The sequence below is a fragment of the Mycobacterium sp. NGS54 genome, from assembly GCF_059812465.1.
On the sequence record NZ_JCALCS010000006.1, the window covers coordinates 1 to 26213 of the forward strand.

The window sequence follows — 26213 nt, forward strand, 5'->3', positions numbered from 1 at the left end:
ACCTGATCCAGCCCCACCCCCGCATTGGCCGCGGCCTGAGCGATCACCCGTTGCTGAGAAGGCCCATTCGGCGCCGTCAACCCGTTCGACGCACCGTCCTGGTTAATCGCCGAACCCGCGATCACCGCCAACACCGGATGGTGGTTGCGGTGGGCATCGCCGAGCCGCTCCAACACCAACACCGCCGCACCCTCACCCCAGCCGGTGCCATCGGCATTGGCGGCAAACGCTTTACAGCGCCCATCAGCGGCCAGCCCGCGCTGGCGGGCGAACTCGGTGAACACCGACGGCGTGGTCATCACCGTCACGCCCCCGGCCAGAGCAAGAGACGACTCTCCATTGCGCAGCGACTGACACGCCAAATGCGTGGCCACCAACGACGACGAACACGCCGTGTCCACGGTGATCGCCGGGCCCTGCAACCCCAACGCATACGCCACCCGCCCCGAGGCCACGCTGGGCGACAGGCCGGTCAGCGCGTAGCCCTCGGCCCCGTCGGAACCGCCCCCGCCGTAGGACTGTGACCACGCGCCGACGAACACGCCGGTCTCGGTACGCACCAACCCGGCCGGGTCAATTCGGGCTGTCTCCAACGCTTCCCAGCACACCTCCAGCAGCTGCCGCTGCTGAGGATCCATGGTTTGGGCCTCGCGTCCCGAGATCCCGAAGAATTCCGCGTCGAACTCGGCGGCGTCCGCGAGGAACCCCCCGGCGCGGGCATACGTCTTGCCCACCGCATCCGGATCGGGATCGAACAACTCCCCCAAATTCCAACCCCGGTCGCCGGGAAACGCCCCGACGGCGTCGGTGCCGCTGGCCACCAAATCCCACAATGCCTCCGGCGAATCCACCCCACCGGGGAACCGACATGCCATGCCCACCACCGCAATCGGCTCGTCCACCGCGACCTGCGATTCCACCGCCGCGGGAGCCGCCGCGACCGGCCCGATCAGCAGCTGGGCCAGGCGGGCGGCCAACTCGTCGGGGGTCGGATAGTCGAACGCCAGCGTCGCCGGCAACGGCAACTCGGTCTCGGTCCTGAGCCGATCCAACAACTCCGTGGCTTTCACCGAGTCGAGGCCCAGGTCCCGAAACGCCGACCCGGGGTCGATGTCGTCCGGGCTCGGACGCCCCAACACCGCCGCCGCCTGCGCGCACACCATCCCCACCAGCAGGTCATGTTGCTGCTGGCTTAGCGTGCGAACACGTTGGGCCAATCCCGAGTCGGCCCCGGCGTCCACGGCGGTGTCCTCGACCGCGCGCGGCTTTGACGGGCCGATGTGCGCGTCCAAACGGGTGAAGGCGCCCTGCTGATAGAGCTTTGAGCAATCCCGTCGCCTCACCTTGCCGCTTGTGGTGAGGGGAATCGAATGTGGGGGCACCAGAACGAGATCCGCGACGCTCAGTTCGTGCGTCCTCGATATCGCTGCGATGATTTCACGCCGGGTGGCGATCAACCGTTGCGCGTCTTCGTCGGAATCGCCGCCGGGCTTGAGTTCGACGATTGTGACGAGCTTCTCGGGACCGTCATCGTCCGAAACCGCGATCGCCACGCAGCGGCCGCGGGTGATCTCCTGGATCGTCGCCTCGATATCGTCTGGAGAATGGTTGCGCCCGTAGACGATCAAGAGATCCTTGATCCGGCCGACGATGAACATCTCGCCTTCGGAGTAGAAGCCCAGGTCCCCCGTCCGCAGCCAGGGCCCTTCCGGTGTGCCGTCCGTCGCGCCGACGATCGTTCTGCCGAAGACACGTTCTGTCTCTTCGGGTTTCTGCCAATAGCCCGAGCAGACGTTGTCACCGATCGTCCAGATCTCGCCGACCGTTCCCTCCGGGCACTCCATGCTCGTCTCGGGGTCGACGATCCGCACGATCGGCCACTTGGGCATGCCGTAACTGACCAGCGGGATACCGGCACCGTCCGCGCACCGCTCGCCACGGCCGGCGGTCATCTGCTCCGAATCGAAAGACACGGTCACCGGCGGGTGGCCCGCTTCGCGCGTCGCCACCACGAGCGTGGCTTCCGCGAGTCCGTAGGAGGGACGCAACGCCTCGGGGCGGAAGTTGAAGCGCGCAAACCGGTCCGCGAAGCGCCACAGCGTCGGGGGGTTCACGCGTTCGGCGCCATTCAGGATCGTGTGCACGCCCCCGAGGTCCAGCCCGGCCAGGTCGTCGTCCGACGTCTTTCGCGTGGCCAATTCGAACGCGATGTTCGGTGCGGCCGAAAAGGCGTGCGGGTTGCCGGCAAGCATTTGCATCCACCGCGCCGGGCGCTGCAGGAACGACGGCGGGCTCGTGAGCACCGTGGGGAATCCCCACAGGACCGGGAAGGCGATGCCCAGGATCAAGCCCATGTCGTGGAACAACGGCAGCCACGACACCACGGTGGTGTCCGGTGGGGCCATCCCCCCGTCCGCCTCGTAGTACATGGCCATGATCTGCTCGCAGTTGACCTGAATGTTCTTGTGCGAGACCACCACTCCCGCAGGGGTGCGGGTCGACCCGGAAGTGTATTGCAGGTGCGCGATGCTCGTCTCGCCGTCGCTGTCCGCGGCGGCGGCAAGCCGAGAGTCAAGATCCAGCCGATCGACCTCGACGACCGATGGCGCACCGGGCTCCGACTTCGCGTACTCGGCGATGATGTCCACGGCAGCGGATGTGGTCAGAATCGTCGAAGGCGACGCGTCATGCAGGACGGCGCTGACCCGCTCGTCACTGGCGCCACCCACCGGCATCGACAGCGGAACCGCGATCTGACCGGCCTGCAGCGCGCCAAGAAAGCCGACGACGTACTCGAGCCCCTGCGGCGCCAGGATCACGGCGCGGTCCCCGGTCGACCCGCACGCCTTGAGTTCCCGCGCCAGGTTCAGCGTGCGCCGATACAGCTGCGACCACGTCAGAGTTTCCGCAACGCCCTCCCAATCGTTCTCGTAATCGACATACGTGAACGCCAGGTCGTCGGGCCGCGAACTGGAACGCTCCCGCAGGACCGCGGGAATGGAATGCTCAAGCACAGCTTGACGATACCGATGAACGCGCGGGGCGTCGGCGAAACCGCCCAGCCCAGGGCGAGCCGCCGGCGTGCGGTTGAGCACGCGCGTTTTCGCCGGGGCCGCCGCCGCTAGGCGGGCAGGTGCAGCTTGATGACCTCGACCAGGTGACGCCCGACATCGTCGAGCGGAGCCGTCGACCGCGTCGCGATCGCGAGGATTACGGCGCCCTCGATGGCGGCGACGGTCAAGGTCGCCAGCGAGCGCGCGTGGTCACGATCCGTGCCGGCCCGAACCAGCCGGTCGGCGAGGATCGTCTGCCAGTCACCAAAGGCCTCGGAGGCCGCCTGCGCGGCCGCCGGCGCTTCGGAGCGGCCGAGGACCGCCGCCACGATCGGACAGCCCGCTTCAATCTGCGTCGCGCTCAGCTGCGCCTTCCATTCGTCGATGAAGGTCTGGACCGCCCGGGCGGGATCGCCGTCGTCACCCGACCGGATCACCGCGGTCAACGCCTCCCCCGCGAGGCGGGTGGCTTCGGCGACGAGCTCGGCCTTGCCGCCGGGAAAGTTCAGGTAAACGGTCCTGCGGGCCACCCCGCTGTCCTCCAGCAGCGCGTTGAGGCCTGTTCCGGCGACGCCCCGCCGTCGCACCAGCCCCGTGACACTGGCGATGAGAGCATCCCGCGCCGACATATTTTCGCCTTCCGTTGCAGCTTGGGTTGAACTATACCAATCGGTCTACTAGCCTGAGGCCATGACGAGCACCAACGAGCAAAAGACGCTGCGAAAGTTCCGCAGGGAACGGGCGATCGGGCGCTATCTGCTCAACCCGGCGGTGAAGGGGCTGAGCGCGCTCGGGGTGCGCACCACCATGGCCACCGACCTGGAGACCATTGGCCGCAAGACCGGCCAGGCTCGCCGAGTTCCCGTGTCGGCCCAATTCGACGACGCCGGCGCGTGGGTGATCTGCCAGCACGGCACCCGCTCCGGCTGGGGCAGAAACATCACCGACAACCCGAATGTCCGTATGCGACAGGGCAATCGGTGGCGCGCCGGGGTCGCGACGTTCAGGCCGGACGACGACGTCGTCGCGCGCGCCCGCAAGTTCGGCCGGCTGGGGGCCAGGATGGTCAAGGCGCTGGAAACGACGCCGATGTCGGTACGGATCGACTTCACCGACTAGTCACGACGCGGCGGGCGCGTACTGCCAGACCACGTCGTGGTTCGCCTCCGCCGTCGGGTTGCACCACATCGTGCGCCCGGCGGCGTCCCGGGCGGTGGCGTTCCGCACCGAGCACGGGTGGCCCGCGGCCGGGAGATTGAAGTACGCGACTGCCATGCCGATCGCGATGATGATCGCGGTGGCGGACGAGACCATCGCCAACCGGAGGAATCCGAGTTTCCTGTTCGCCTTCTTCTCCGCCGTGGTGCGCATGGGGGCTCCTCCCGTCAAATGGATCCGTCGTGCTCGTGAACTGAGCATCGGCGCGAGGGCTTGGGGGATCCTCAATGGATTCTTGGCGGGCGTTTGGGCCGGTAGGCGCGGCAAGTACCGTTAGCCGGGTGAGCCAGCCCGACCCCGTCCTGTACAGCGTCGACGCGCGCGTCGCGCTCATCACCGTCAACGACCCCGATCGGCGCAATGCCTTCACCGACGAGATGTCGGCACGGCTGCGGGAGGCCGTGGAGCGGGCGGAAGCAGATCCCGACGTGCACGCCGTCGTGGTCACCGGCGCGGGCAAGGCGTTTTGTGCCGGCGCCGACCTGAGCGCTCTCGGCGCCGCCGGTGCCGGAGCGGCGGAGACGGGGCTGCGGCGCATCTACGACGGGTTCATGGCCGTCGGCAATTGCCGGTTGCCCACGATCGCCGCGGTCAACGGGGCGGCCGTCGGCGCGGGCCTCAACTTGGCGCTGGCGGCGGACGTGCGTATCGCGGGACCCGGCGCGTTGTTCGACGCCCGTTTCCAAAAGCTCGGCCTCCATCCCGGCGGCGGTGCGACCTGGATGCTGCAACGCGCGGTGGGTCCCCAGGTCGCGCGCGCGGCCCTGTTGTTCGGGATGCGCTTCGACGCCGAAGCCGCCGTGCGGCACGGGTTGGCCCTCAGCGTTGCCGACGACCCGGTCGCCGCGGCGCTGGAGCTGGCCGCCGGTCCCGCGGCGGCTCCCCGCGAGGTGGTGCTGGCGACCAAGGCGACCATGCGCGCCACGATCAACCCGGGATCGGTGGACACCGAAGCGCACGACCTTGCCATGCGCACGGAGCTCGGGCCGCAGGCGTCTTCCATCCAATCGCCGGAATTCGCAAGCAGATTGGCTGCGGCGCGGCAGCGCTAACCTAGCGCTTTACGCGCGACACTTTAATCCCGTACCCGACACGCCGACGCGCGTCGCCGTCTCTCAAGTTTGGGCGAGCCGTCAGCTCCCGGGATCCCCAGCGCAGTGGGTGTGGTCTGGCAGAACCGTTCCGCCGCCGGAGTTTGCCACGGCGGCCGTCTCCGCGTCAGCACGTGTGGGACCCCAGCCGCCGAAGTATCTGGTGTGCGCCGGAGGCATGGCAATCGCCACGCACCCGCCCTGCCCGCTGGCCAATAGACGACAGTCGCTGATCGTATTGCGACAGGCCGACATCACCGTCTTCTCTATATCGGATTGGCTTTTTCCTCCAACGCTGAAATTGATCTTCCCCGTGGAGTCCGAGATCGCCATGGCGATCCACGGGTCGTCGGCATGCGCGAGCGGCGTTGCTGCGAATGCCATGCCGATCGCGATCGCCGCCGCTGCTGGTGTCTTCATGGCGCTCCCCGCCCTTTTCCGTTGCGCTGCGCCGCAGTGGCGCAGGTAAACGCGAGGAGACGATTCTCCCCCGTCGCGGCGTCCGGCGCGAGAGCAGCGCGGCAGCCGCCCCGCTGACCTGTGCATTTGTCACGAGCAGCCGGGTTTCGAATCACGTGGCGAGGGCCCTACTGACGCCTATAGGTCCAGCAGGGCGGTCTCGGGCGACTCCATCAGATCCCTCAGCTCGCAGACGAACTGCGCCACCTGGGCACCGTCCGCCACACGGTGATCGAACACGCATGTCAGGCTCACCGTCGACCGGACGACAACCTCGTCGCCGATGGCCACCGGGCGTGGCCGGATCGCTCCCATGCCCAGGATCGCCGCCTCGGGGTGGTTGATCACCGGCACCCCGTCGTCCACGCCCAGCGCCCCGAAGTTCGACACGGTGAACGTCGAGCCCAGCAGTTCCGCGGGGGCCAGGGTGCCCTCGCGCGCGCCGGCGATCAATTCCGCCGTCCGGCCGGCCAATTCGCGGGTCGTCTTGTTCTGCGCATCGGCGATGACCGGGACCAGCAGCCCGCGCTCGGTGGCCACGCCGAACCCCAGATGCACGCCGCGATGGACCTGCACCTGGGGCCCTTCGGGCGAGTCGACCCAGGTCGAGTTGAGAATCATGTTGTGCCCCAAGGCGATAACGAGCAGCCGCAGCGTCAGCACGAACGGCGTGATCTCCTGGTGCGCGGGGCGGCAGTGGTCGCGCAGCCGCAGCAGCGCGCTGCAATCGACGTCGACGCTGACCTTGGCGGCCGGGATTTCCTTGTGGGACAACGCCATCTTCTCCGCCATCCGGGCCTGCACGCCGCGGACCGGCCGAACGTCTCGCCCGGTGCCGCGGGCGGCCGCCAGCACGTCCGCGCGGGTGATGATCTCACCCGCATCGCGCCGCACGGAGGCGAGGTCGACCGCGAGTTCCTTGGCAAGCTTGCGCACGGGTGGGGCGGCGAGCGGCCGGGCGGTCCGCCGGCTGGCGTCGATGCCCGCGTCGGCGCCGTAGCCGACCAAGGTGGGCACCACCGGGCCGGCGTTGGTGGCCGCGGCCGACGCGGTGTCGATGCGGACCAGCACCGCGCCGACGTTGAGCACGTCGCCTTCGGCACCGTTGGTTTCGACGATTCGCCCGGCGTACGGGCTCGGGATTTCCACCTCGGCCTTGGCGGTCTGAACCGAACACAGGACCTGGTTGAGCTCGACCTCGTCGCCTGCCGCGACGTACCAGCACGACACCGTCACTTCTTCCAGCCCCTCGCCGAGGTCGGGAACCCGGAACGGCTTGACGCGCTCGTCGGTGCTCACGGCATCTCCAGCGCGCGTTCGACACAGTCGAGCAGGCGGTCCGGGCCGGGCAGCCACAGCCTCTCCAACCGCGCCGGCGGATAGGGAGTATCGAAACCGCAGGCGCGCAACACCGGCGCCTCGAGCTCGTAGAACATCTCTTCCTGGATGCGTGCGGCCAGGCCGGCGCCATAGCCGAGGCTGCGCGGCCCTTCGTGCAACACCACGCAGCGCCCCGTCCGATGGATCGACGCGGCGATGGTGTCGAAATCCAACGGAACCAGCGACCGCAGATCGATGACTTCCAGGCTCCACCCGCGTTGGCGCTGAGCGTCTTCCGCGGTGGCCACGGCAGTACTGACCAGGCTGCCGTAGGTTACGACGGTCACGTCCCTGCCCGGCCTGCGCACCATGGCCTGTCCGATGGGAGGCTCCGGTCGGCTCACGTCGACCAGGCCGCGGCCCTGGTAGCGCCGCTTCGGCTCCAGGTACATCACCGGATCCGGGCAGGTGATCGCGTGGCGAAGCAGCCAGTAGGCGTCGGCCGGGCTGGACGGCACCACCACCTTCAGGCCGGCGGTGTGCGCCCAGTAAGCCTCGGTGGAGTCCGAATGATGCTCGGCCGCACCGATTCCGCCGAACGACGGGATCCGGACCGTGACCGGCATGTTGACCTCGCCGCGGGTGCGCGTGCGGTACTTGGCCAGGTGGCTGACCACCTGATCGAAGGCCGGGTAGGAGAACCCGTCGAACTGGATCTCCGGCACCGGGACAAAGCCACGCAGCGCGAGCCCGACCGCGATGCCGATAATGGCCGACTCTGCGAGCGGCGTGTCGAAACACCTTCCCTCGCCGAACGTTTCGGCCAACCCCTCGGTCACCCGAAACACCCCGCCCTCGACGGAGACGTCCTCGCCGAACACCAGGACGCGATCGTCGGCGTCCATCGCATCACGCAGTGCGCGGTTGAGCGCCTGCACCATGGTCAGCTGTTGCGCCCCGATTGCCGCATCAACAGCGGGCAGGCCCGGGGGCTCGGCGAGCTGGGTCATTCGAGCCTCCCCAGTTCGGCCCGCAGCTGTTGGCGCTGCGTCTCCAGCCCGGGTGTGATCTCGGCGTACACCGTGGTGAACACCTCGTCGACGTCGAAGTCGGGCGCGTCGAACACCGCGTGGCGCAGTTCGGAGCGCATCCGCTTCGCCCGCGCCGCAACCCGATCCTCCAGCCGTTGCGACCACAGGCCCCGGCCCTGCAAATAGTTGCGGTAGCGCGGGATCGGGTCCAGCGCCGCCCAGCGGTCGACCTCGTCCTGGGTGCGGTATCGGCTTGGATCGTCCGAGGTGGTGTGCGGGCCGAGCCGGTAGGTGACCGCCTCGATCAACGTCGGTCCGCCGCCGGCCCGGGCCCGGGCGGCGGCCTCGGCCATCACCGCATAGCACGCCAGGACGTCGTTGCCGTCCACCCGGATCCCGGGCATTCCGTAACCAATTGCCTTGTGCGCGATGGACGCTGCGGCCGTCTGTTTGGATACCGGCACCGAGATCGCCCACTGGTTGTTCTGCACGTAGAACACGCACGGCGTATCGAAGACGGCCGCGAAGTTCAACGCCTCGTGCGCGTCCCCCTCGCTGGTGGCGCCGTCGCCGAGGAACGCCACCGTGACCGAGTCCTCCCCCAGGCGTTGCGCCGCCATCGCCGCGCCGACGGCGTGCAGGGTCTGGGTGCCGATCGCGATCGACATTGGGGCGCAGCACTTCTTGGTGAAGTCGAGGCCGCCGTGCCACGTTCCCCGCCACGCCGCCCCGACGTGCCCGGGCGGGATACCGCGCACCAGGTAGACGCCGAGCTCACGGTATTGCGGAAACAGCCAGTCGGTCTTGCGCAGGCAGGCCGCGGCCCCCACCTGCGCGGCTTCCTGGCCCCGGCAGGACGCGAACAGCGCCAGTTGACCTTGGCGCTTCAGGTTGACGAACTCGGTGTCCAGCTCGCGGGTGACAACCATCATCTCGTAGAGCCAGCACAGCGTCTCGGGCGGAAGCTCTCTGTCGTAGCGCCGTTCGGCTGTTGGCGTGCCGTCCGCGGCAATGAGTTGCACCGGCTCGAGGTCGACGGTCATCGGCGTCCGAGACTTATCCGCCATACCGCCTCCTTGGCGACCGCCAGCTACCCGAAAGTCTCCACTCGCCGCGAGACTGGCGTATCCCCCATTATGCGCCCAAATACGAAGACGCCGCGTTGATCACGGCCGAAGCGAAAACGTGTCGCATAAGCCAGCCGCTAACACGTTGTCGGGGGTCGACGGAGACGACCCAGGGGTGCGCGGATGTCAACTAAACCTGGAGCGGACGGCGTCTGCCCACTCCGGACCATGGGCATGTTCGGCCCGGAATGCCTGTCGCGGTGCGATTTTCGATCAATCGGCACCCGAATCGAGATGCGCCCCCACGATGGATGCCGTGACACTCGGCCAACTTGACTACGCTAGCGCCGTGAAGCGTTCGACGGCCATCGGGCATCTCGTCGAGATGGCGACGGTCGCCGCGGAGCGGCTGGAACTCGGCGACCGACATCGGTGGCCCCTGAGGGAAATATGGGTGACCGGGGCGCTGCTGTCCTTCGCGGAGACCCTGGACGCAGGAGCGGTCGTGCTCGTTCTCGAACTTCCCGCCGAGGAGCTCCCCTGGCTACAGAAGCACCCCGCCGGAGAAGCGATCGGCTATCAACTGGCTCTCGGTAAGCGGCCGTTTCTCTGGTGCTACCGACCGCGAGCATGGCCGGCATGGAATCATCAGCATCGGCGGGTAGTGAAGATCTGGGCCGTTGACAGCGGTCCTGACTCGTCCGCGATCGATGCCCTCGGGTCGCGGCGGTTTGAACGCCTGGCGATCGTCGGGCCGTCCGACGACGAGCTGACGACACAGTTGCGGGCCGAGCTGGCTGTGTCGCGTGAGCACCTGCAGTCTGTCCTCGAGGGCTACTGGGACCGCGACTGGCGCCGACGCCACTAGGGCTATGACGAATCGCCCGAGGATCACCTGTGGCGCGCGGCTACCGCTGTAGCGGAAATGCTGGACGCCGTTTGCACTCTGAATCAGTGACCGGTGCGCGCTTCAAGCGGCCCAAATGAATTTCCAGCATTGGCGCCGCCTCGGCGATCCGGACCGGTCGGCGTGGCAGGAATGTGGCATAGTTGTGGCATGAATCGCGTACGATTAAGCACCACGGTGGACGCCGAGCTATTGAGCAGTGCACGCGACGTGCGGGCGGGCATCACTGACGCCGCCCTCATCGATGAGGCTCTCGGTGCCTTACTCGCTCGTCATCGATCGGCTGAGGTGAATGCGAGCTATGCCGCGTACGACGAGCACCCGGCCGATGAGCCTGACGAGTGGGGTGACCTGGCGTCCTGGCGGCGAGCGGCGGGGGCTTCGTGAGTGAACTGCCGGCACGCGGAGAGGTGTGGTGGTGCGAAATGCCCGAGATCGGGCGGCGCCCGGTTGTGGTGCTGTCGCGTGACGCGGCGATCCCCCGGCTTCGACGCGTACTCGTCGCTCCCTGCACCACGACCGTCCGAGGGCTGGCAAGCGAAGTCATCCTTGAACCCGGCGTCGATCCGATCCCCCGGCGTTCGGCGGTGAACCTGGACTCGGTCGAAAGTGTCTCGATCGCAGTATTGGTCCGTCGGCTTGGCCGGCTTGCCGATACCCGGATGCGCGCGATCTGCACTGCGCTTGAGGTCGCAGTCGACTGCTCCGGCTGACGGCATAACAAGCCGGCAGGTTCGGTGACCGAATTCCTAAGCCCTGCAGCGTACGAGTACGACGAAATCGAATACGGAACAGTCGCCGCCATAGAAGTCGGTGGGGCGGGTTAGGTCGATCCGTTAGCCCGACGCGGGCTCCCCCGCCCGCCGCAGCAACATCGCCGCGTGCTTGAGCACCGGCGAGTCGACCATCTTTCCCTCGAAGGCGAACACCCCGCGCTCGGAGCGCGCCGCTGCCGTCACCCGCCGCGCCCAGTCCAGCTTCTCCTCGCTGGGGCGATAGGCCTCCCGCACGACCGCGACCTGGCTGGGGTGGATGCAGACGGTCGCGTCGAAACCCACGGCGACGGCGTCGTCGGCCTCGGCGCGCAGGCCCTCGAGGTCACGGATGTTCACATAGACGGCGTCGAGCGCGATCCGGCCGAACGCGGACGCCGCGAGCAGGGTCGCCGACCGGACGTGCCGCGCGACGTCGCGGTAGGTGCCGTCGGCCAGCCGGTTAGAGCTGCCACCCAGGCTGGCGACCAGGTCCTCGGCACCCCACATGACGGCGACGGTGCCCTGGGCCGCGGCGATTTCGGCGACGAACACCGCGCCGCGCGGCGTCTCGATCAGCGCGACCACGTCGCGGGGCGCCAGCGCGGTCACCTGCGCGGCCGATTCGGTCTTGGAGAGCATCACCGTCGTGTAGGCGGTATCGGCCAGGGCCTCGAGGTCGCGGGCGTACTCGTCGGTGCCGGCGGCGTTGATGCGCACCACGGTGCGCTCGGGGTCCAGCGGGGTCTCGCGCAGCGCCTTGCGGGCGGCGGGCTTGTCGGCTTCGGCCACCCCGTCCTCGAGGTCGAGGATCACCACGTCGGCCGCCGCAGCGGCCTTGGCGAAACGCTCGGGACGGTCGGCCGGGCAGAACAACCAGGCCGGGCCGGCGGCGCGCAGGTCCATCACACCTCCTCTGTGTCTGGCCGCTTTTGTACCAGAGTGGTCCGCACCGCCCGCGCCACGACGTCGCCGTGCTGGTTGCGGCCGGTGTGCTCGAGGGTGACGATGCCCTCGCCGGGCCGGCTCTTCGACTCGCGCTTGCCGGTGCACACGGTCTCGGCGTACAGGGTGTCGCCGTGAAAGACGGGCTTGGGAAACGACACCTCGGAGAAGCCGAGGTTGGCGACGATGGTGCCAAGCGTCAGCTGCGCCACCGACAGCCCGACCAGCGTGGAGAGGGTGAACATGGAGTTGACCAGCCGCTCGCCCCGAAAGCCGGGCTGCTCGGCGGCCCACGCCGCGTCGAGGTGCAGCGACTGGGTGTTCATGGTCAGCGTGGTGAACAGTACGTTGTCGGCCTCGGTGACGGTGCGGCCGGGCCGGTGCAGGTAGGTCGTGCCGACCTCGAACTCCTCAAACCACAAGCCCCGCTGGATAATCGACTTGCCTTCCGTCACGACAGCCCCAGCGATCGCGCGATGAGCATCAACTGCACCTCCGTGGTCCCTTCGCCGATCTCGAGGATCTTGCTGTCGCGGTAGTGGCGCGCGACCGGATATTCGTTCATGAAGCCGTAGCCGCCGTGGATCTGGGTGGCGTCGCGGGCGTTGTCCATCGCGGCCTCGGAGGAAACCATCTTCGCGATCGCCGCCTCCTTCTTGAAGGGCTTGCCCGCCAGCATCTTCGCGGCGGCCTCGTAGTAGGCCGTGCGCGCGACGTGGGCGCGGGCCTCCATCCGCGCGATCTTGAAGCTGATCGCCTGATACGAGCCGATCGGCTGGCCGAACGACTGGCGTTCCTTGGCGTACTTGACGCTTTCGTCGACGCAGCCCTGCGCGACGCCGGTCGCCAGCGCGGCGATCGCGATGCGGCCCTCGTCCAGGATGGACAGAAAGTTCGCGTAGCCGGTGCCGCGGGCGCCTAACAGGTTTTCCTCCGGGACGCGGGCGTCGGCGAAGGTCAGCGGGTGGGTGTCCGATGCGTTCCAGCCGACCTTGTTGTAGACCGGTTCGACGGTGAAACCCGGTGTGCCGCTGGGCACGATGATCGTCGAGATCTCCTTCTTGTCGCCCGCGAGGGTTCCGGTGACCGCCGTGACGGTGACCAGCGAGGTGATGTCGGTGCCGGAGTTGGTGATGAATTGCTTGGTGCCGTTGATCACCCACTCGCCGTCGTCGAGCCGGGCGGTGGTGCGGGTGGCGCCCGCGTCGGAGCCGGCACCCGGCTCGGTGAGCCCGAAACCGGCCAGCGCCCGGCCGGCCGTCAGATCCGGTAGCCATTTGTGCTTCTGCTCCTCGGTACCGAAGCGGTAGATCGGCATCGCGCCCAGCCCGACGCCGGCCTCCAGCGTGATGGCCACCGACTGGTCGACCTTGCCGAGTTCCTCGAGGGCCAGGGCCAGCGCGAAGTAGTCGCCGCCCATGCCGCCGTACTCCTCCGGGAACGGCAGCCCGAACAGGCCCATCTCGGCCATCTTGGCGACGACCTCGTACGGGAAGCTGTGTTCCTCATCGTGTTTGGCCGACACCGGCGCGACCACAGTGCGCGCGAAGTCGGCCACCGTGTCGCGAAGGTCCTCGTATTCCTTGGGCAACGTGCCCGCGGTGATCGCTGTCGTCATGATCCATCCTTAATCCGCGCTAAAACCTGATCGACCTTCACCTGGTCGCCGACCGACACCAGCAGCTCCGCCCGACCCGAAACCGGTGCGGGCAGAGAATGTTCCATCTTCATCGCCTCGACGACGACTATCACGTCGCCCTCGGAGACCTCGTCGCCGGAGCTGACCTGCACGGCGATCACGTTCCCAGGCATGGGGCTGACGACCTCGGCCGGCCGCTCGCCCGCGGCGCGGTGAATCTTGTGCTCCTCGGCCTCGCGCAGGTGCCACGTCCCGCGCTCGTCGGCGATCCAGAGGTGCCGGTCGGCCTCGGCCCACCGGTATTCGCGGCGCCGCCCGCCCAGCGTCGCGCTCATCCGCGCGCCGTCGACTTGCACACTGGCGGAAAGGATCTCACCGTCGCCGACCTGCACCCGGGCGGCCTGCGGTGTTCCCCACACCGACACCGTCTCGCTGCGCAGGGGCGTCCGCATGTCGGTGCGCACCGGCGCGACGCCGCCGTCGACCCGCCACCCCGTCGGTACCGCCCACGGGTTGCCCCGGGCCTGTCGCGCCAGGGCCCACTGGCGGAAGAGGCCGGCCGCGGCGAGCACGTCGTCGGGCGCCGGGGCCGGCGCGAAGTCCGCCAGCCGCTCGTCGAGCAGCGCGGTGTCCAGATCACCGGCACGGACCCGGTCGTCGGCCAGCAGGAAGCGCAGGAATTCGACGTTCGTCTGCACGCCGAGGATCACGGTCTGCCCCAGCGCGCGATCGAGTTTCGCGAGCGCCTCCCCGCGGTCGTCGCCGTGGGCGATCACCTTGCTCAGCATCGGGTCGTAGTCGCTGCCGACCACCGTCCCGGCCAGCAGCGACGAGTCCACCCGCACGCCGGCACCCGACGGTTCGGACACCGCCAGCACCTCGCCACCCGTGGGCAAGAACCCGCGCGCGGGATGCTCGGCGTACACCCGGGCCTCGATCGCGTGCCCGCGCAATTCGATGTCGTCCTGGGCGAACCCCAGCTTCTCGCCGGCGGCCACCCGTAGTTGCCACTCCACCAGGTCGAGGCCGGTGACCGCCTCGGTGACCGGATGCTCCACCTGCAGGCGGGTGTTCATCTCCATGAAGAAGAACTCGTCGGGACGCTCCGCGGAGACGATGAACTCCACCGTCCCGGCGCCGACGTAATCCACGCTGCGGGCGGTGTTGCAGGCCGCGGCACCGATCCGGGCGCGTGTCCCGGGGTCGAGCAGCGGCGAGGGCGCCTCCTCGATGACCTTCTGGTGGCGTCGCTGCAGGCTGCACTCGCGCTCGCCCAGATGGACCACGTTGCCGTGCGTGTCGGCCAGCACCTGGACCTCGATATGCCTGGGCCGCAACACAAACCGCTCCAGGAACAGCGTGTCGTCGCCGAACGAGGACGCGGCCTCACGTCGGGCACCGACGAGCGCCTCGCGCAGCCGCGCGGCGTCCTCCACCAGCCGCATGCCCTTGCCACCGCCGCCGGCCGACGGCTTGATCAACACCGGATAGCCGATCTCGTCGGCGGCGGCGGCGAGCTCGTCGTCGGTCAGGCCCGGCTTGGCCACCCCGGGCACCACCGGGACGTCGAACGCGGCCACGGCGTTCTTCGCGGTGATCTTGTCGCCCATCACCTCGATCGCGCGCGGCGGCGGCCCCAGGAACACCACGCCGGCACGTTCGCAGGCCGCGGCGAAATGCGCGTTCTCCGACAGGAACCCGTAGCCCGGGTGGATCGCTTGGGATCCGGTGCGCACTGCGGCGTCGACGACCCTCTCGATGTCCAGGTAGCTTTCCCGCGCCGCGGCGGGGCCCAGGCGCACGGCCGTGTCGGCCTCGAGCACGTGCCGCGCGGTGGCGTCAGGGTCGCTGTAGACGGCGACCGATCGGATGCCCAGCCGGCGCAACGTGTGGATCACGCGGACCGCGATCTCGCCGCGGTTGGCCACTAATACGGTGTCGAACATCTTCACATCCGGAAGACGCCGTAGGAGACCGGTTCCAGCGGCGCGTGGGCGCACGCCGAAAGGGCAAGCCCGAGGACCGTTCTGGTGTCGGCCGGGTCGATGATGCCGTCGTCCCACAATCGCGCGGTTGAATAGTACGGGTTGCCCTGGTCCTCGTATTGCGCCCGGATGGGCGCCTTGAAGGCCTCCTCGTCGTCGGCCGACCACGGCCTGCCCGCCGCGCCGAGCTGCTCGCCGCGCACGGTCGCGAGCACCGATGCGGCCTGCTCGCCGCCCATCACCGAGATGCGGGCGTTGGGCCACATCCACAGGAAGCGGGGTGAATACGCTCGCCCGCACATCGAGTAGTTGCCCGCCCCATAGGAGCCGCCGATGACGACGGTGAGCTTGGGCACCCGGGCGCAGGCCACGGCGGTGACCATCTTCGCGCCGTGCTTGGCGATGCCGCCGGCCTCGTAGTCACGCCCGACCATGAACCCGGCGATGTTCTGCAAAAACAGCAGCGGAATCCGGCGCTTGTCGCACAGCTCGATGAAATGCGCACCCTTCAACGCCGATTCGCTGAACAGCACGCCGTTGTTGGCGACGATGCCGACGGGGTGGCCGTGGATGCGCGCGAACGCGGTCACCAGCGTCTTGCCGTAATTGGCCTTGAATTCGCTGAATTCGCTGCCGTCGACCAGCCGCACGATGACCTCATGCACGTCGTAGGGCACCCGGGGATCGGGTGGCACGACGTCGTAGAGCTCCGCCTGGGGGTGCTTGGGCTCGACGGAGGGCTGCATATCCCACTGCGCGGGCTCACGCGGACCGAACGTGGCCGCAATGGCGCGCACGATCCGCAGCGCGTGTTCGTCGTCGTCGGCGAGGTGGTCGGTGACGCCGGAGACCCGCGAGTGCAGGTCGCCGCCGCCGAGTTCCTCGGCCGAGACGATCTCGCCGGTGGCGGCTTTCACCAGCGGCGGACCGCCGAGAAAGATGGTGCCCTGCTCGCGGACGATGACGGCCTCGTCGCTCATCGCGGGGACGTAGGCGCCGCCGGCCGTGCACGACCCCAACACGGCGGCCACCTGCGGAATCCCCTTGGCGCTCATGGTCGCCTGGTTGTAGAAGATCCGGCCGAAATGCTCGCGGTCGGGAAAGACCTCGTCCTGGCGCGGCAGGAACGCGCCCCCGGAGTCCACCAGATAGATGCACGGCAGCCGATTCTGCAGCGCGACTTCCTGTGCGCGCAGGTGCTTCTTGACCGTCATCGGGTAGTAGGTGCCGCCCTTGACGGTGGCGTCGTTGGCGACGATCACGCACTCGCGCTCCGACACCCGGCCGATCCCGGTGATGATCCCGGCTCCCGGGGACTCGTCGTCATACATGCCGCCCGCCGCCAGCGGAGCCAGCTCCAAAAACGGGCTGCCCGGGTCGAGCAGGCGGTCCACCCGCTCGCGGGGCAGCAGTTTGCCGCGGCTGACGTGGCGTTCGCGCGCGCGTTCGTTGCCGCCCAGCGCCGCGGCCGCCAGCTTGGCGTTCAATTCGGTGACCAGCCGCCGGTGCTCGTCGGCGTAGGACGGCGCGGTCGTGACGGCGGTGCTCATGTATGCCTCCCGGTGGTCGCCAGCATAAGGGGCGGTTCGGTTTTGGCGATCACCTCGTCGACCGAGACCTCCGGGGCGGTCTCGACGAGGTGCAGGCCGTCGCCGCACACGTCGATGACGGCGAGGTCGGTGATGATGCGGTCGACGCAGCCCACGCCCGTCAGCGGAAGGGTGCACCGCTCAACGACTTTCGGGCTGCCGTCCCTGGCGGTGTGTTCCATCATCACGATCACCTTGCGGGCGCCGTGCACCAGGTCCATCGCACCGCCCATGCCCTTCACCATCTTCCCCGGGATCATCCAGTTGGCCAGGTCGCCGGTCGCCGAGACCTGCATGGCGCCCAGCACCGCGACGTCGAGGTGCCCACCGCGGATGACCCCGAACGAGGTCGAGGAGCCGAAGAACGCCGCGCCCGGCATCGTGGTGACCGTTTCCTTGCCCGCGTTGATCAGATCGGCGTCGACGTCCGCGGGTCGCGGATACGGCCCGACACCGAGTATCCCGTTCTCCGAGTGGAGGACGACGGTGACCCCGTCGGGAATGTGGTTGGGGATCAGCGTGGGCATGCCGATGCCGAGGTTGACGTATTGGCCGTCCTCGAATTCGGCGGCCACCCGCGCGGCGAGGCCTTCCCTGGTCCAGCTCACCGCACCGTCACCTTCTCGATCGGCTTGGCGGGATCGGGTACGTGCACGACCCGCTGCACGAAGACGCCCGGGGTGTGCACCGTGGCCGGGTCGATCTCGCCGGGTTCGACGAGATGCTCGACCTCGGCGATGGTGATCCTGCCGGCCGTCGCGCAGTCGGGATTGAAGTTGGCGGCGGACGCCCGGTAGACGAGGTTGCCGTGCCGGTCGCCCTTCCAGGCGTGCACCAGCGCGAAGTCGGTGCGGATCGCGCGCTCGAGAACGTAGGTGACGCCGTCGAACTCGCGGGTCTCCTTCGGGGGCGACGTCACCGCCACCCCACCGGACGCGTCGTAGCGCCACGGCAGCCCGCCGTCGGCGACCGGGGTGCCGACCCCCGCGGGCGTGTAGAACGCCGGGATTCCCGCGCCGCCGGCGCGCAGCCGCTCCGCCAGCGTGCCCTGCGGGGTGAGCTCCACCTCGAGTTCACCGGCGAGGAACTGACGGGCGAACTCCTTGTTGTCACCGACGTACGATGCGACGGCCCGGCGAATTCGCTTGTGGTGCAACAGCGCTTCCAGCCCGACGCCGTAGCCGCCGCAGTTGTTGGACACCGTCTCCAGGTCTCGGACGCCGGAGTCGACCAGCGCGGCGATCAGCGCCTCCGGGATGCCGCAGAAGCCGAATCCCCCGACCGCCAGGGACGACCCGTCGGTTATGTCGGCGACCGCTTCAGCGGCCGTCGCCACCACCTTGTCCATCGCCGCCGCAGCCTCCCATTTCAGTTAATCCTCATTAACTGGCGTGAGAATACCATCGCCCGCACCTCGCGTCCAGGAGGGCACGAGCGCTCAGCCCTGGTCACGGAGATACTCGATCGCCTGCTCGCGCATCTCGGTCTTGCGCACCTTGCCGGTGACGGTCTTTGGGAACTCGTCGACGATGCGGAGGAAGCGCGGGACCTTGAAGTGCGCGATCCGCCCGGCGCAGAACTCGCGCAGGCCCTCGATGGTCAGGGCCGGCGCGCCGACGCGCAGCATCACTACCGCCATGACCTCCTCGCCGTAGCGTTCGTCGGGCACCCCGATGACCTGGGCGTCGATGATGTCGGGGTGGGTGTGCAGGAACTCCTCGATCTCGCGCGGCGAGATGTTCTCGCCGCCGCGGACGATGAGGTCCTTGATGCGGCCGGTGATCTGGATATAGCCGCATTCGTCCATGACGGCCAGGTCCCCGGTGTGCATCCAGCCGTCCGCGTCGATGACCTCGGCGGTCCGCTCCGGATCGTTCCAATATCCCGCCATCACCGAATAGCCCCGCGTGCAGAACTCGCCCGCCACCCCGCGCGGCACGGTCCCGCCGCCGCCTGGATCCACCACCTTGACCTCGAGGTGCGGACCCACCCGGCCGACCGTCGCGACCCGCCGTTCCAGCGAATCGTCAGTGCGTGTCTGCGTTGATACCGGCGACGTTTCGGTCATGCCGTAGCAGATGGACACACCCGGCATGTGCATGCGCTCGATCACCTTGCGCATCACCTCGACCGGGCACGGCGAGCCGGCCATGATCCCGGTGCGCAGGCTGCCCAGTTCGTAGTCGTCGAAATCCGGCAGTCCGAGTTCGGCGATGAACATCGTCGGGACGCCGTAAAGGCTGGTGCAGCGCTCGGCCTGCACCGCACGCAGCGTGGCGGCGGGGTCGAAACCCGGCGCAGGAATCACCATGCACGCCCCGTGACTGGTGGCCGCCAGGTTGCCCATCACCATGCCGAAGCAGTGATAGAAGGGCACCGGGATGCAGATCCGATCCCGCGCGGTGTACTCGAGCAGCTCGCCCACCAGGTAGCCGTTGTTGAGGATGCTGCGGTGGGTCAGGGTCGCCGCCTTCGGGTATCCCGTTGTGCCGGAAGTGTATTGGATGTTGATCGGGTCGCGGCAACCCAGGGTGGCCGTGATTTCCGCCAGCCTCGTCGGGTCGGTTTCGGTGGCGGCCAGCTCGTCCCAGCGCTCGCCGTCCAGGAGCACCACGTCGTTCAGGTCCGGGCAGTGCGGCGCCACCTCGCGCAGCATGGCGGCGTAGTCGGTGGTCTTGAAATCGCGGGCGGCGATCACCATCGCGACCCCGGATTGCCTTAGCGCATAGTCCAATTCGCGCTCCTGGTACGCCGGGTTGATGGTGACCAGCGTCGCGCCGATCTCCGCGGTCGCGTACTGGACGAGGACCCACTCCCACCGGTTGGGCGCCCAGATCCCGACGCGATCGCCCGGGCGGATTCCGGCGCGTACCAGTCCCGTCGCCAACCTGCGCACGGAGGCCAGGAATTCGGCGTAGCTCCAGCGTCGTCCCGCGGCGACGTCGACGAGCGCGTCGCGTTGCGGATGCTCGGCGGCCGTGGTGGCCAGGTTGGCCCCGATCGTCGCTTCGAGCAGCGGCGGATCGCTCGGCCCCCGGTCGTATGAAAGCTGTGCCACGGCGCCTCCGGCTGGTTCGGTTACCAAGCTAAACCCTTCTCGGTCATCTCTGGCGACTGAAATCAAACCTCCTGACCATGGACTGAGGAGCCGCCGCCAGCACTGGGTCGAAGCAGTGGCGCTTCATGGGGCGGCTTCCGTTGCTGACTCCCGCCGCCGAGAAACGGGTAGTCACGGCTTTCCTGGGATGGCCGACGGGACGGCCAAATCGCAGTGAAATATGTTGTGCCGCGCTGGAATTCGGAATTTTCAGCGCACAGCGTGCATTTAGGGTAGCCCACATCGGCCACGCCATTAGCTACGTGCGCACTTGCATCGTATCATGCATTGATGCATGATACGATGCGTATTATGCCTAAGACAGTGCAGATTCGCGACCTTGACGACGACGTGTACGCCGGGCTGCTGCGCCGTGCGGGTGAGGAAGGAATTACTGTGCCCGAGTTGCTGCGTCGCGAAGCCGCCCGGTTGGCGGCCCGACCTTCGGTTGCGGAGTGGCTGTCACGGATTGGCCGGCGCCCGTCGGCGGTGTCGACAGCTGAGGTGTTGGCGACCTTGGATGAGTGGCGTGGCGAGTGGCCGGATGCTGGTCGTTGACGCATCGTGCCTTTTCGAGGTCGTGGCTGATACTCCCAGGGCGGCAGCCATCGCGGCCCGTCTCGCCGCCGACATCGATCAGATGGCACCACACGTGGTCGATGTCGAGGTGTTGGGAGTCATCCGCGCCCAGCATCTGCAGGGCCGGCTGGACGGCACCGCCGCGGGACAGGCTGTGGCCGATCTGCGGGATTGGCCGGGCGAACGCTTCGGACACCGCTCGCTAGTTCCACGGGTGTGGGAGCTGCGAGATTCAGTGCGCGGATGGGATGCGTTCTATGTCGCGTTGGCCGAAGCGTTCGACGCAATCCTGCTGACGCTGGATGAGCGGCTCGCTCGTGCCCATGGGCCGACATGCAGGATCGAGGTGCCAGCGGTGCGAACCGGCCATCACTGACCCTGCAAAAGTTGTTGTCTAGCAACCCTATGGGGCCGAGAAGTGGTTAATCGCCGGTATCCCGTACCCGCCGCGTTCGGCTTGACGCCCCTTAGCACTCTTCGCGCGCCAGGGCGATTAGGCGCTCGGCGGCGTCCGCGGCCCGTTCGACGACGGCCTTGTCGCGACGCGCGGCCCCGGTGGCCAGCGCGCCCTCCGTGATCGCCTCGGCCGTGAAGTCATCGTCGATGCCGTCGGCGCGGACGAGATCGGCGACTCGGTTGCGACGCGCGTCGGTGTGTGAGCGCACGACCGGGCGGACCGGGTGCTCTTCGGAACTCGGAGGATCTGCCCGCCGCGTACATCGAAGAACCACGCGAGCTCGTCGCGCTGCAAACTTCGAGTTAGTTACCGAGAAGTCATGCTAGTCAGTGAGTGACTGATTGACCGACCGGACAAGTTGTTGGCGGAGCCCGTCATGCCGTGCTGATGGTTTAACGAACCGATTATTGCTGAGGCCAAGCACTTTCGGGGTGCACGTGCAGATAGGTGAACTCGAGCCCCGCAAAGTGAGTCCCATTTGTTTGCGGCAGAACAAGATTAGAGTAGTCCACTACTCTAGTGGCCCACCGCGCCGCGTTTACATACTCGAACGGTTTATCCCTGGCGGCGACATATCGACGATCTGGTGGAGGTTGCGATGTCGTATGTAGTGGCGGTCCCGGAATATGTGGCTTCGGCGGCAGCGGATCTGTCCAACATTGGTTCTGGGTTGAGCGCCGCGCATGCGGCCGCGGCGGGCTCGACCACCGCGGTGGTGGCCGCCGCCGGTGATGAGGTGTCGGCGGCGATCGCGGCGCTGTTCTCCGAGGAGGGACAGGCTTTTCAGGCGTTGAGTGCGCAGGTCGCGCAGTGCTATGAGCAGTTTGTAACGGCCCTGAACGGTACGGGGGCCGCGTATGCGTTGACCGAGGCGGCCAACGCGGGTCCGTTGCAAGGCATCGAGGATGCGGTCAATGCGCCGTTCAATCTGTTGTTGGGGCGCCCGCTGATCGGCGACGGCGCCGACGGGCAGACCATCAACGGCGTGGGGCAGCCCGGTGGCCCGGGTGGGATTTTGTTCGGCAATGGCGGCAGGGGCGGTAACAGCACGACGCACGGGGTGGCCGGTGGTCGTGGCGGTGATGCGGGGCTGATCGGCAACGGCGGCAGGGGCGGCGCCGGGGCCGCTGGCGGCGCCGGAATAAACGGCGGCGCGGGCGGCGCAGGCGGCACCGGCGGGTGGTTGATTGGTAACGGCGGTGGCGGGGGTGGGGGCGGCCTCGGTGGCACTGCGGGGAGTGTGGGTGGCGCCGGAGGTGCGGGTGGGAACGCGGTGCTGTTCGGCGACGGCGGCAACGCTGGCGGGGGCGGGGGCTCGACCGAAGACCCCGGCGCCGCGGGCGGCCGGGGCGGGAACGCCGGGATCCTGGCCGGCAACGGGGGCGCTGGCGGCGGCGGCGGTGGCGGTGGCGGTTTCGCCGCCGCGGGCGGAGGTGGTGGCGGCGGCGCCGGCACCAACGGCGCCGATGGCATTGCCAGTGGGTCGGGTGGTGCCGGCGGCGACTTGGGCGGCGGCGCCGCCGGCGGCAAAGGCGCAGGCACGGGCGGCGGTGCGGGTGGTGGCGGCGGCGGCGCCGGCGGCGGGGGCTCGCAAGGGGGCGGGGCAGGCGGCAACGGCGGCTCCGCCGTCGGGCCAAACGGTGGTGCCGGCGGCACGGGCGGCGCCAGCACCATCGGCGCCGCCGGCGGCAGTGGCGGCGCCGGTGGGACCGGCGGGCTGCTGTTTGGCGTCGGTGGTGGTGGTGGTGGCGGCGGCGGCGGCATCGACGCCGTCCCCGGTGCTGGTGGCGGTGGCGCCGGCGGCGCCCAAGCCCCCGGCTTCTGGTTGCTCTACCCGTTAGGCATCACCTTGCCGTAACACGGATATTTGAGCATTCCGCTCGTCTGTCAAGGCTCTCAGATTCGGCGGTCGTCTGATCTTTCCAGTCTTGTGGGCGAAGATGCCGGCAACCCTTCTTGCTCATCTGTAACCGGTCACGCCTGTGCTAAGTTAGTGACGATTAACCGAAGGCACGAGCTGTGGACGGAGGCCATTCGTGACCGCATCCGCGGCGGAGGGCCGGCCCCCGCCGGCCGACACCCCAAATCGCCGGAGCCAGTTGAAATCCGACCGGCGCTTGCAGCTCCTGTCGGCCGCCGAACGGCTCTTCGCCGAGCGCGGCTTCCTCGCGGTGCGGCTCGAGGACATCGGCGCCGCCGCGGGCGTCAGCGGTCCGGCGATCTATCGTCACTTCCCCAACAAGGAGTCGATGCTGGTCGAGTTGCTGGTGGGGATCAGCACCCGGCTGCTTGCCGGCGCCCGCAGCGCGCGAGCCCGCAACGCCGACGCGACCGCCGCGTTGGACGAGCTCATCGACTTCCACCTCGACTTCGCCGTGGGCGAACCCGACCTGATCCGGATCCAGGACCGCGACCTTGCGCACCTGCCGGAGGCCGCCGAAAAGCAGGTCCGCAAGGCGCAGCGGCAATACGTCGAGGTCTGGGTGGGCGTGCTGCGCGAGCTCGATCCCAAGCTGGCCGAGGCCGACGCCCGGCTGATGGCACACGCGGTCTTCGGCCTGCTGAACTCGACGCCGCACAGCATGAAGTCGCCGGACGATTCGCGCAGACCTACTCGCGCGACGCGGTCGCGCGCGGTCATGCGCGCGATGACGGTCGCGGCGCTGAGCGCCGGCCAATCCTGCCGCTGAGTCACGGGGAATCCGGAGACTCACCGCCGAATCGCCCGTCCCAGGTACCCTGCAAGCCATGAGGTGGACATGAACGATCCACGTCGACCCGAGCGGTTTAGTCCCCCTCTACCGGGGTCACCGACCGGGCGGCAGGGGTACCCGTATCCGCCCGCCGATCCCGCATACGCCGACCAGGCGGGGCCCTACGCGCCCACCTACGGCGGATATGGCCCGCAATGGGCCGCCAGCCTGAACGACACCAAACAGTTGCCCGCCTACTGGCAGCAGGAGCTGCCGCAGTCGGGTGAAGCGCCGCCGGAGGGGGCGCCGCCCCGGCCGCCGGGACGCCGGAAGCCGCCGCGCTGGCTGTGGCTCGGCGCCGGTGTGGCCGTGCTGCTGGCGGTCGCGCTGGTGATAGCGCTGGTGCTGGTCAACGACGCGATCAAGAACCAGACCGTGGTCCCACCGCTGCCGGCCATGCCCGGATCAACCGAGGAAACGCCGACGCCGACCCCCTCGACGCGGACGACGCCGCCGTCGCGCACCTTCCGGCCCCTGCCGCCGCCGACGGCGTCGGGCACGCCGCCCGAGACGACCGGCCCGGTCCAGATGCAAGACGTCGTCTATAACGTCACCGGCGAGGGCCGCGCGCTCAGCATCGTCTACATCGGCACCGGCGACATGCTGCAGACCGAGTTCAACGTCGCGCTGCCGTGGAGCAAAGAGGTCAGCCTGTCCAAGTCGGCCGTCCACCCGCCGAACGTCACGGTCGTCAACTTCGGGCACAACGTCACCTGCTCGCTGACCATCGGCGGGGTTCAGGTGAGCCAGCGCGAAGGGGCGGGCCTGACGGTCTGCGACGCGCGAGGCTAGAACAGCTAGGCGTCGCGAGCCAGTCTTTCGGCGACCTTCCCCACCGGCAAATCGGGCTTCCTGGACACCGAGATCGACGCTAGCGTGCAGTTCACTCGCATTTCTTCGCGCCAACGTCGATCTCGATAACGACTCGCGTGACTAGAACAGCTAGGCCTGCGCGGGCTGTTCGGCGCGCGCCGGAACCCGAACCACCAGCATCGCCAGCAGGCCGGCGCCCAGCACAAGGCAGATCCCGGCGATGCCGGCACGCACGGCGCCGAAGACGTCGACGAAGACCGAGAACAGCCACGGCGCCACGAACGCGACGGCCCGTCCCGTCATCGTGTAGAGGCCGAACGCGACACCTTCCCCGCCGTCCTTCGCCAGCTGCAGCAGCAGCGCGCGCGACGACGCCAGGGAGGGACCGACGAACATGGCCAACAACAGTCCGCACGCCCAGAACGCGTGCGGACCGGACACCGCCATCATGGTGGCCGACACAGCGATGAGCGCGACCAGCGACCCGACGATGACCGGTTTGGATCCGATCCGGTGGTCGACGAAACCCCCGGTCATCGCGCCGATCGCGGCCACGACGCTGGCGGCCACGCCGAACACCAGCACATCGGCCTGGGACAGGCCGTACACGCTGACGCCGAGCACCGCGCCGAAGCCGAAAATGGCCGCCAGCCCGTCCCGGAACAGCGCGCTGGCCCCCAGGAAATAGACCAGGTTGCGGTTGCGGCGCCATTCCTTGCGCACCTCTGCCCACAGCTTGCGATAGCCGCCCAGCATGCTGGTCGGTTGCGACGCTTCGCCGGAGTCCGGCAGCCGGTGCGCGACGAACAGCAGCGGCAGCGCCAGCACCGCGAACCACGCCGCGGTCAGCAGCATCGCCGCCCGGACGTAGAGCCCGTCGTGGACGGGCACGTGCAACAGCCCGCGCACCGGACCGGTTCCGGCGATGAAACCGAAATAGACCAGCAACAGCAGGACCACACTGCCGGTGAACCCGGAGGCCGCGCCGAGACCGGAGATGCGCCCCGCCGTCTGCGGCGTCGACACCTGGCGCAGCATGGCGTTGTAGGGAACGCCGGCGAGATCACCGCACGCGGCCGTGGCCGACAGCAGCACCAGGCCCGCCCACAGATAGCTGGGATCGTCGCGGATCAGGAACATCGCGCTGGTCGACGCGACGGCGAGACCGCTCAAGACCGTCAGCACCACTCGCCGACGGTGCGGGGCTTCCACCCACACCCCCACGACCGGTGCCAACACCGCGATGGTCAACCCCGCGACCGCAAGCGAGCGACCGAGCCAACTCGCGGGGGACGTGCCGCCGGACATTCCCGCCCCCACGCTGCCGGTGAGGTAGACCGAGAAGACGAAGGTCGCCACGATCGCGTTCATGCCGAGGGAGCCGCAGTCCCACAGCGCCCACGCCACCACCTGCGATGGCACCGGTGTGGCCGGACGCTGACTCATGCCCGGCACTCT

At 68.5% G+C, this 26213-nt stretch carries 26 protein-coding genes and 2 pseudogenes; 10 read left to right on the top strand and 18 right to left on the bottom strand.

All coding sequences use genetic code 11. From position 1 onward, the window contains the following. The 3 genes and pseudogenes from AC5Y5E_RS19160 to AC5Y5E_RS19170 all read right to left on the bottom strand — a co-directional run. A partial coding sequence (locus AC5Y5E_RS19160) for an acyl carrier protein (RefSeq protein WP_499904993.1) occupies positions 1–1163 on the bottom strand: 1163 nt, incomplete at its 3' end. A gap of 120 nt (positions 1164–1283) precedes the next feature. Then, positions 1284–3014: pseudogene (locus AC5Y5E_RS19165) on the bottom strand (AMP-binding protein); the annotation flags it as partial. Positions 3015–3121: 107 nt separating this feature from the next. Then, a complete protein-coding gene (locus tag AC5Y5E_RS19170) occupies positions 3122–3682 on the bottom strand; it encodes a TetR/AcrR family transcriptional regulator (RefSeq protein ID WP_499904283.1) in 561 nt (186 codons plus the stop codon). Positions 3683–3743: 61 nt separating this feature from the next. On the opposite strand from AC5Y5E_RS19170, the gene AC5Y5E_RS19175 reads away from it, so the two are divergent. Continuing rightward, positions 3744–4172, top strand: coding sequence for a nitroreductase family deazaflavin-dependent oxidoreductase (locus AC5Y5E_RS19175; protein WP_499904284.1), 429 nt, complete (start codon positions 3744–3746; stop codon positions 4170–4172). Here the strand turns inward: AC5Y5E_RS19175 and AC5Y5E_RS19180 are convergent, their stop codons facing one another. After that, the gene (locus tag AC5Y5E_RS19180; RefSeq protein WP_499904285.1) at positions 4173–4424 is read right to left on the bottom strand and encodes a hypothetical protein; all 252 of its coding nucleotides are present in this window, start codon (positions 4422–4424) and stop codon (positions 4173–4175) included. Positions 4425–4552: 128 nt separating this feature from the next. Here AC5Y5E_RS19180 and AC5Y5E_RS19185 point away from each other — a divergent pair, with 128 nt between their 5' ends. After that, on the top strand, positions 4553–5323 hold the full coding sequence (locus tag AC5Y5E_RS19185; protein ID WP_499904286.1) for an enoyl-CoA hydratase: 771 nt from the start codon (positions 4553–4555) through the stop codon (positions 5321–5323). An 81-nt stretch (positions 5324–5404) separates the two neighbouring features. Here the strand turns inward: AC5Y5E_RS19185 and AC5Y5E_RS19190 are convergent, their stop codons facing one another. The 4 genes from AC5Y5E_RS19190 to pdhA all read right to left on the bottom strand — a co-directional run bounded on the left by AC5Y5E_RS19190 (position 5405) and on the right by pdhA (position 9239). After that, the gene (locus tag AC5Y5E_RS19190) at positions 5405–5782 is read right to left on the bottom strand and encodes a DUF4189 domain-containing protein (RefSeq protein ID WP_499904287.1); all 378 of its coding nucleotides are present in this window, start codon (positions 5780–5782) and stop codon (positions 5405–5407) included. Between the two features lie 177 nt (positions 5783–5959). Further along, entirely contained in the window at positions 5960–7120 is a 1161-nt protein-coding gene (locus tag AC5Y5E_RS19195; RefSeq protein WP_499904288.1) for a dihydrolipoamide acetyltransferase family protein, read from the bottom strand. Beyond that, a complete protein-coding gene (bkdB, locus tag AC5Y5E_RS19200) occupies positions 7117–8151 on the bottom strand; it encodes a 3-methyl-2-oxobutanoate dehydrogenase subunit beta (RefSeq protein WP_499904289.1) in 1035 nt (344 codons plus the stop codon). Before bkdB ends, AC5Y5E_RS19195 begins: the two co-directional genes overlap by 4 nt. Further along, entirely contained in the window at positions 8148–9239 is a 1092-nt protein-coding gene (gene pdhA, locus AC5Y5E_RS19205) for a pyruvate dehydrogenase (acetyl-transferring) E1 component subunit alpha (protein WP_499904290.1), read from the bottom strand. The genes bkdB and pdhA overlap by 4 nt, the downstream gene beginning before the upstream one ends. Positions 9240–9588: 349 nt before the next feature. Here pdhA and AC5Y5E_RS19210 point away from each other — a divergent pair, with 349 nt between their 5' ends. The 3 genes and pseudogenes from AC5Y5E_RS19210 to AC5Y5E_RS19220 all read left to right on the top strand — a co-directional run bounded on the left by AC5Y5E_RS19210 (position 9589) and on the right by AC5Y5E_RS19220 (position 10859). Continuing rightward, positions 9589–10107 (top strand): DUF7711 family protein, encoded by a 519-nt coding sequence (locus tag AC5Y5E_RS19210; RefSeq protein ID WP_499904291.1) that lies wholly within the window; start codon positions 9589–9591, stop codon positions 10105–10107. A 168-nt stretch (positions 10108–10275) separates the two neighbouring features. After that, positions 10276–10533 (top strand): annotated as a pseudogene (locus AC5Y5E_RS19215) (type II toxin-antitoxin system antitoxin MazE5); the annotation flags it as partial. Further along, on the top strand, positions 10530–10859 hold the full coding sequence (locus AC5Y5E_RS19220) for a type II toxin-antitoxin system PemK/MazF family toxin (RefSeq protein ID WP_499904292.1): 330 nt from the start codon (positions 10530–10532) through the stop codon (positions 10857–10859). The pseudogene AC5Y5E_RS19215 and the gene AC5Y5E_RS19220, both read left to right, overlap by 4 nt. 123 nt (positions 10860–10982) lie before the next feature. Here the strand turns inward: AC5Y5E_RS19220 and AC5Y5E_RS19225 are convergent, their stop codons facing one another. The 8 genes from AC5Y5E_RS19225 to AC5Y5E_RS19260 form a co-directional block, all read right to left on the bottom strand. Then, positions 10983–11804: an HpcH/HpaI aldolase/citrate lyase family protein gene (locus tag AC5Y5E_RS19225; RefSeq protein ID WP_499904293.1), complete on the bottom strand. Its 822-nt coding sequence runs from the start codon at positions 11802–11804 to the stop codon at positions 10983–10985. Then, entirely contained in the window at positions 11804–12313 is a 510-nt protein-coding gene (locus AC5Y5E_RS19230; protein WP_499904994.1) for a MaoC family dehydratase, read from the bottom strand. The genes AC5Y5E_RS19225 and AC5Y5E_RS19230 overlap by 1 nt, the downstream gene beginning before the upstream one ends. Further along, the gene (locus AC5Y5E_RS19235; protein WP_499904294.1) at positions 12295–13461 is read right to left on the bottom strand and encodes an acyl-CoA dehydrogenase family protein; all 1167 of its coding nucleotides are present in this window, start codon (positions 13459–13461) and stop codon (positions 12295–12297) included. Before AC5Y5E_RS19235 ends, AC5Y5E_RS19230 begins: the two co-directional genes overlap by 19 nt. Next, positions 13458–15428 (bottom strand): acetyl/propionyl/methylcrotonyl-CoA carboxylase subunit alpha, encoded by a 1971-nt coding sequence (locus AC5Y5E_RS19240; RefSeq protein WP_499904295.1) that lies wholly within the window; start codon positions 15426–15428, stop codon positions 13458–13460. Before AC5Y5E_RS19240 ends, AC5Y5E_RS19235 begins: the two co-directional genes overlap by 4 nt. Before the next feature lie 2 nt (positions 15429–15430). Beyond that, the gene (locus AC5Y5E_RS19245) at positions 15431–17017 is read right to left on the bottom strand and encodes a carboxyl transferase domain-containing protein (RefSeq protein WP_499904296.1); all 1587 of its coding nucleotides are present in this window, start codon (positions 17015–17017) and stop codon (positions 15431–15433) included. Further along, a complete protein-coding gene (locus AC5Y5E_RS19250) occupies positions 17014–17664 on the bottom strand; it encodes a CoA transferase subunit B (protein ID WP_499904297.1) in 651 nt (216 codons plus the stop codon). Before AC5Y5E_RS19250 ends, AC5Y5E_RS19245 begins: the two co-directional genes overlap by 4 nt. Then, positions 17661–18404 carry a CoA transferase subunit A gene (locus AC5Y5E_RS19255; protein WP_499904298.1) on the bottom strand — a complete coding sequence of 248 codons (744 nt, stop codon included), beginning with the start codon at positions 18402–18404 and terminating at the stop codon, positions 17661–17663. Before AC5Y5E_RS19255 ends, AC5Y5E_RS19250 begins: the two co-directional genes overlap by 4 nt. Positions 18405–18494: 90 nt before the next feature. Continuing rightward, the gene (locus tag AC5Y5E_RS19260) at positions 18495–20114 is read right to left on the bottom strand and encodes an AMP-binding protein (RefSeq protein ID WP_499904299.1); all 1620 of its coding nucleotides are present in this window, start codon (positions 20112–20114) and stop codon (positions 18495–18497) included. A gap of 351 nt (positions 20115–20465) precedes the next feature. Here AC5Y5E_RS19260 and AC5Y5E_RS19265 point away from each other — a divergent pair, with 351 nt between their 5' ends. Then, on the top strand, positions 20466–20711 hold the full coding sequence (locus AC5Y5E_RS19265) for a hypothetical protein (protein WP_499904300.1): 246 nt from the start codon (positions 20466–20468) through the stop codon (positions 20709–20711). 22 nt (positions 20712–20733) lie between these two features. Then, on the top strand, positions 20734–21108 hold the full coding sequence (locus AC5Y5E_RS19270) for a type II toxin-antitoxin system VapC family toxin (protein ID WP_499904301.1): 375 nt from the start codon (positions 20734–20736) through the stop codon (positions 21106–21108). 91 nt (positions 21109–21199) lie between these two features. Here AC5Y5E_RS19270 and AC5Y5E_RS19275 read toward each other — a convergent pair whose 3' ends face one another. Continuing rightward, positions 21200–21397 carry a hypothetical protein gene (locus tag AC5Y5E_RS19275; protein ID WP_499904302.1) on the bottom strand — a complete coding sequence of 66 codons (198 nt, stop codon included), beginning with the start codon at positions 21395–21397 and terminating at the stop codon, positions 21200–21202. A gap of 390 nt (positions 21398–21787) precedes the next feature. On the opposite strand from AC5Y5E_RS19275, the gene AC5Y5E_RS19280 reads away from it, so the two are divergent. The 3 genes from AC5Y5E_RS19280 (at position 21788) to AC5Y5E_RS19290 (ending at position 24734) form a co-directional block, all read left to right on the top strand. Next, positions 21788–23047: a PE family protein gene (locus tag AC5Y5E_RS19280; protein WP_499904303.1), complete on the top strand. Its 1260-nt coding sequence runs from the start codon at positions 21788–21790 to the stop codon at positions 23045–23047. 178 nt (positions 23048–23225) lie between these two features. Then, positions 23226–23879 (top strand): SACE_7040 family transcriptional regulator, encoded by a 654-nt coding sequence (locus AC5Y5E_RS19285; RefSeq protein WP_499904304.1) that lies wholly within the window; start codon positions 23226–23228, stop codon positions 23877–23879. Positions 23880–23948: 69 nt separating this feature from the next. Further along, entirely contained in the window at positions 23949–24734 is a 786-nt protein-coding gene (locus AC5Y5E_RS19290; RefSeq protein ID WP_499904305.1) for an MmpS family transport accessory protein, read from the top strand. A 150-nt stretch (positions 24735–24884) separates the two neighbouring features. On the opposite strand, the gene AC5Y5E_RS19295 is transcribed toward AC5Y5E_RS19290, so the two are convergent. After that, the gene (locus AC5Y5E_RS19295; RefSeq protein ID WP_499904306.1) at positions 24885–26201 is read right to left on the bottom strand and encodes an MFS transporter; all 1317 of its coding nucleotides are present in this window, start codon (positions 26199–26201) and stop codon (positions 24885–24887) included. Positions 26202–26213: the final 12 nt, after the last annotated feature.

Excerpts from the sequence above, each read along its gene's own strand:
- AC5Y5E_RS19170 (WP_499904283.1), bottom strand. The coding sequence starts at position 3,682 with ATGTCGGCGCGGGATGCTCTCATCGCCAGTGTCACGGGGCTGGTGCGA.
- AC5Y5E_RS19175 (WP_499904284.1), top strand. The coding sequence starts at position 3,744 with ATGACGAGCACCAACGAGCAAAAGACGCTGCGAAAGTTCCGCAGGGAA.
- AC5Y5E_RS19180 (WP_499904285.1), bottom strand. The coding sequence starts at position 4,424 with ATGCGCACCACGGCGGAGAAGAAGGCGAACAGGAAACTCGGATTCCTC.
- AC5Y5E_RS19190 (WP_499904287.1), bottom strand. The coding sequence starts at position 5,782 with ATGAAGACACCAGCAGCGGCGGCGATCGCGATCGGCATGGCATTCGCA.
- bkdB (WP_499904289.1), bottom strand. The coding sequence starts at position 8,151 with ATGACCCAGCTCGCCGAGCCCCCGGGCCTGCCCGCTGTTGATGCGGCA.
- pdhA (WP_499904290.1), bottom strand. The coding sequence starts at position 9,239 with ATGGCGGATAAGTCTCGGACGCCGATGACCGTCGACCTCGAGCCGGTG.
- AC5Y5E_RS19225 (WP_499904293.1), bottom strand. The coding sequence starts at position 11,804 with ATGGACCTGCGCGCCGCCGGCCCGGCCTGGTTGTTCTGCCCGGCCGAC.
- AC5Y5E_RS19235 (WP_499904294.1), bottom strand. The coding sequence starts at position 13,461 with ATGACGACAGCGATCACCGCGGGCACGTTGCCCAAGGAATACGAGGAC.
- AC5Y5E_RS19240 (WP_499904295.1), bottom strand. The coding sequence starts at position 15,428 with ATGTTCGACACCGTATTAGTGGCCAACCGCGGCGAGATCGCGGTCCGC.
- AC5Y5E_RS19245 (WP_499904296.1), bottom strand. The coding sequence starts at position 17,017 with ATGAGCACCGCCGTCACGACCGCGCCGTCCTACGCCGACGAGCACCGG.
- AC5Y5E_RS19255 (WP_499904298.1), bottom strand. The coding sequence starts at position 18,404 with ATGGACAAGGTGGTGGCGACGGCCGCTGAAGCGGTCGCCGACATAACC.
- AC5Y5E_RS19265 (WP_499904300.1), top strand. The coding sequence starts at position 20,466 with ATGCCTAAGACAGTGCAGATTCGCGACCTTGACGACGACGTGTACGCC.
- AC5Y5E_RS19280 (WP_499904303.1), top strand. The coding sequence starts at position 21,788 with ATGTCGTATGTAGTGGCGGTCCCGGAATATGTGGCTTCGGCGGCAGCG.
- AC5Y5E_RS19290 (WP_499904305.1), top strand. The coding sequence starts at position 23,949 with ATGAACGATCCACGTCGACCCGAGCGGTTTAGTCCCCCTCTACCGGGG.
- AC5Y5E_RS19295 (WP_499904306.1), bottom strand. The coding sequence starts at position 26,201 with ATGAGTCAGCGTCCGGCCACACCGGTGCCATCGCAGGTGGTGGCGTGG.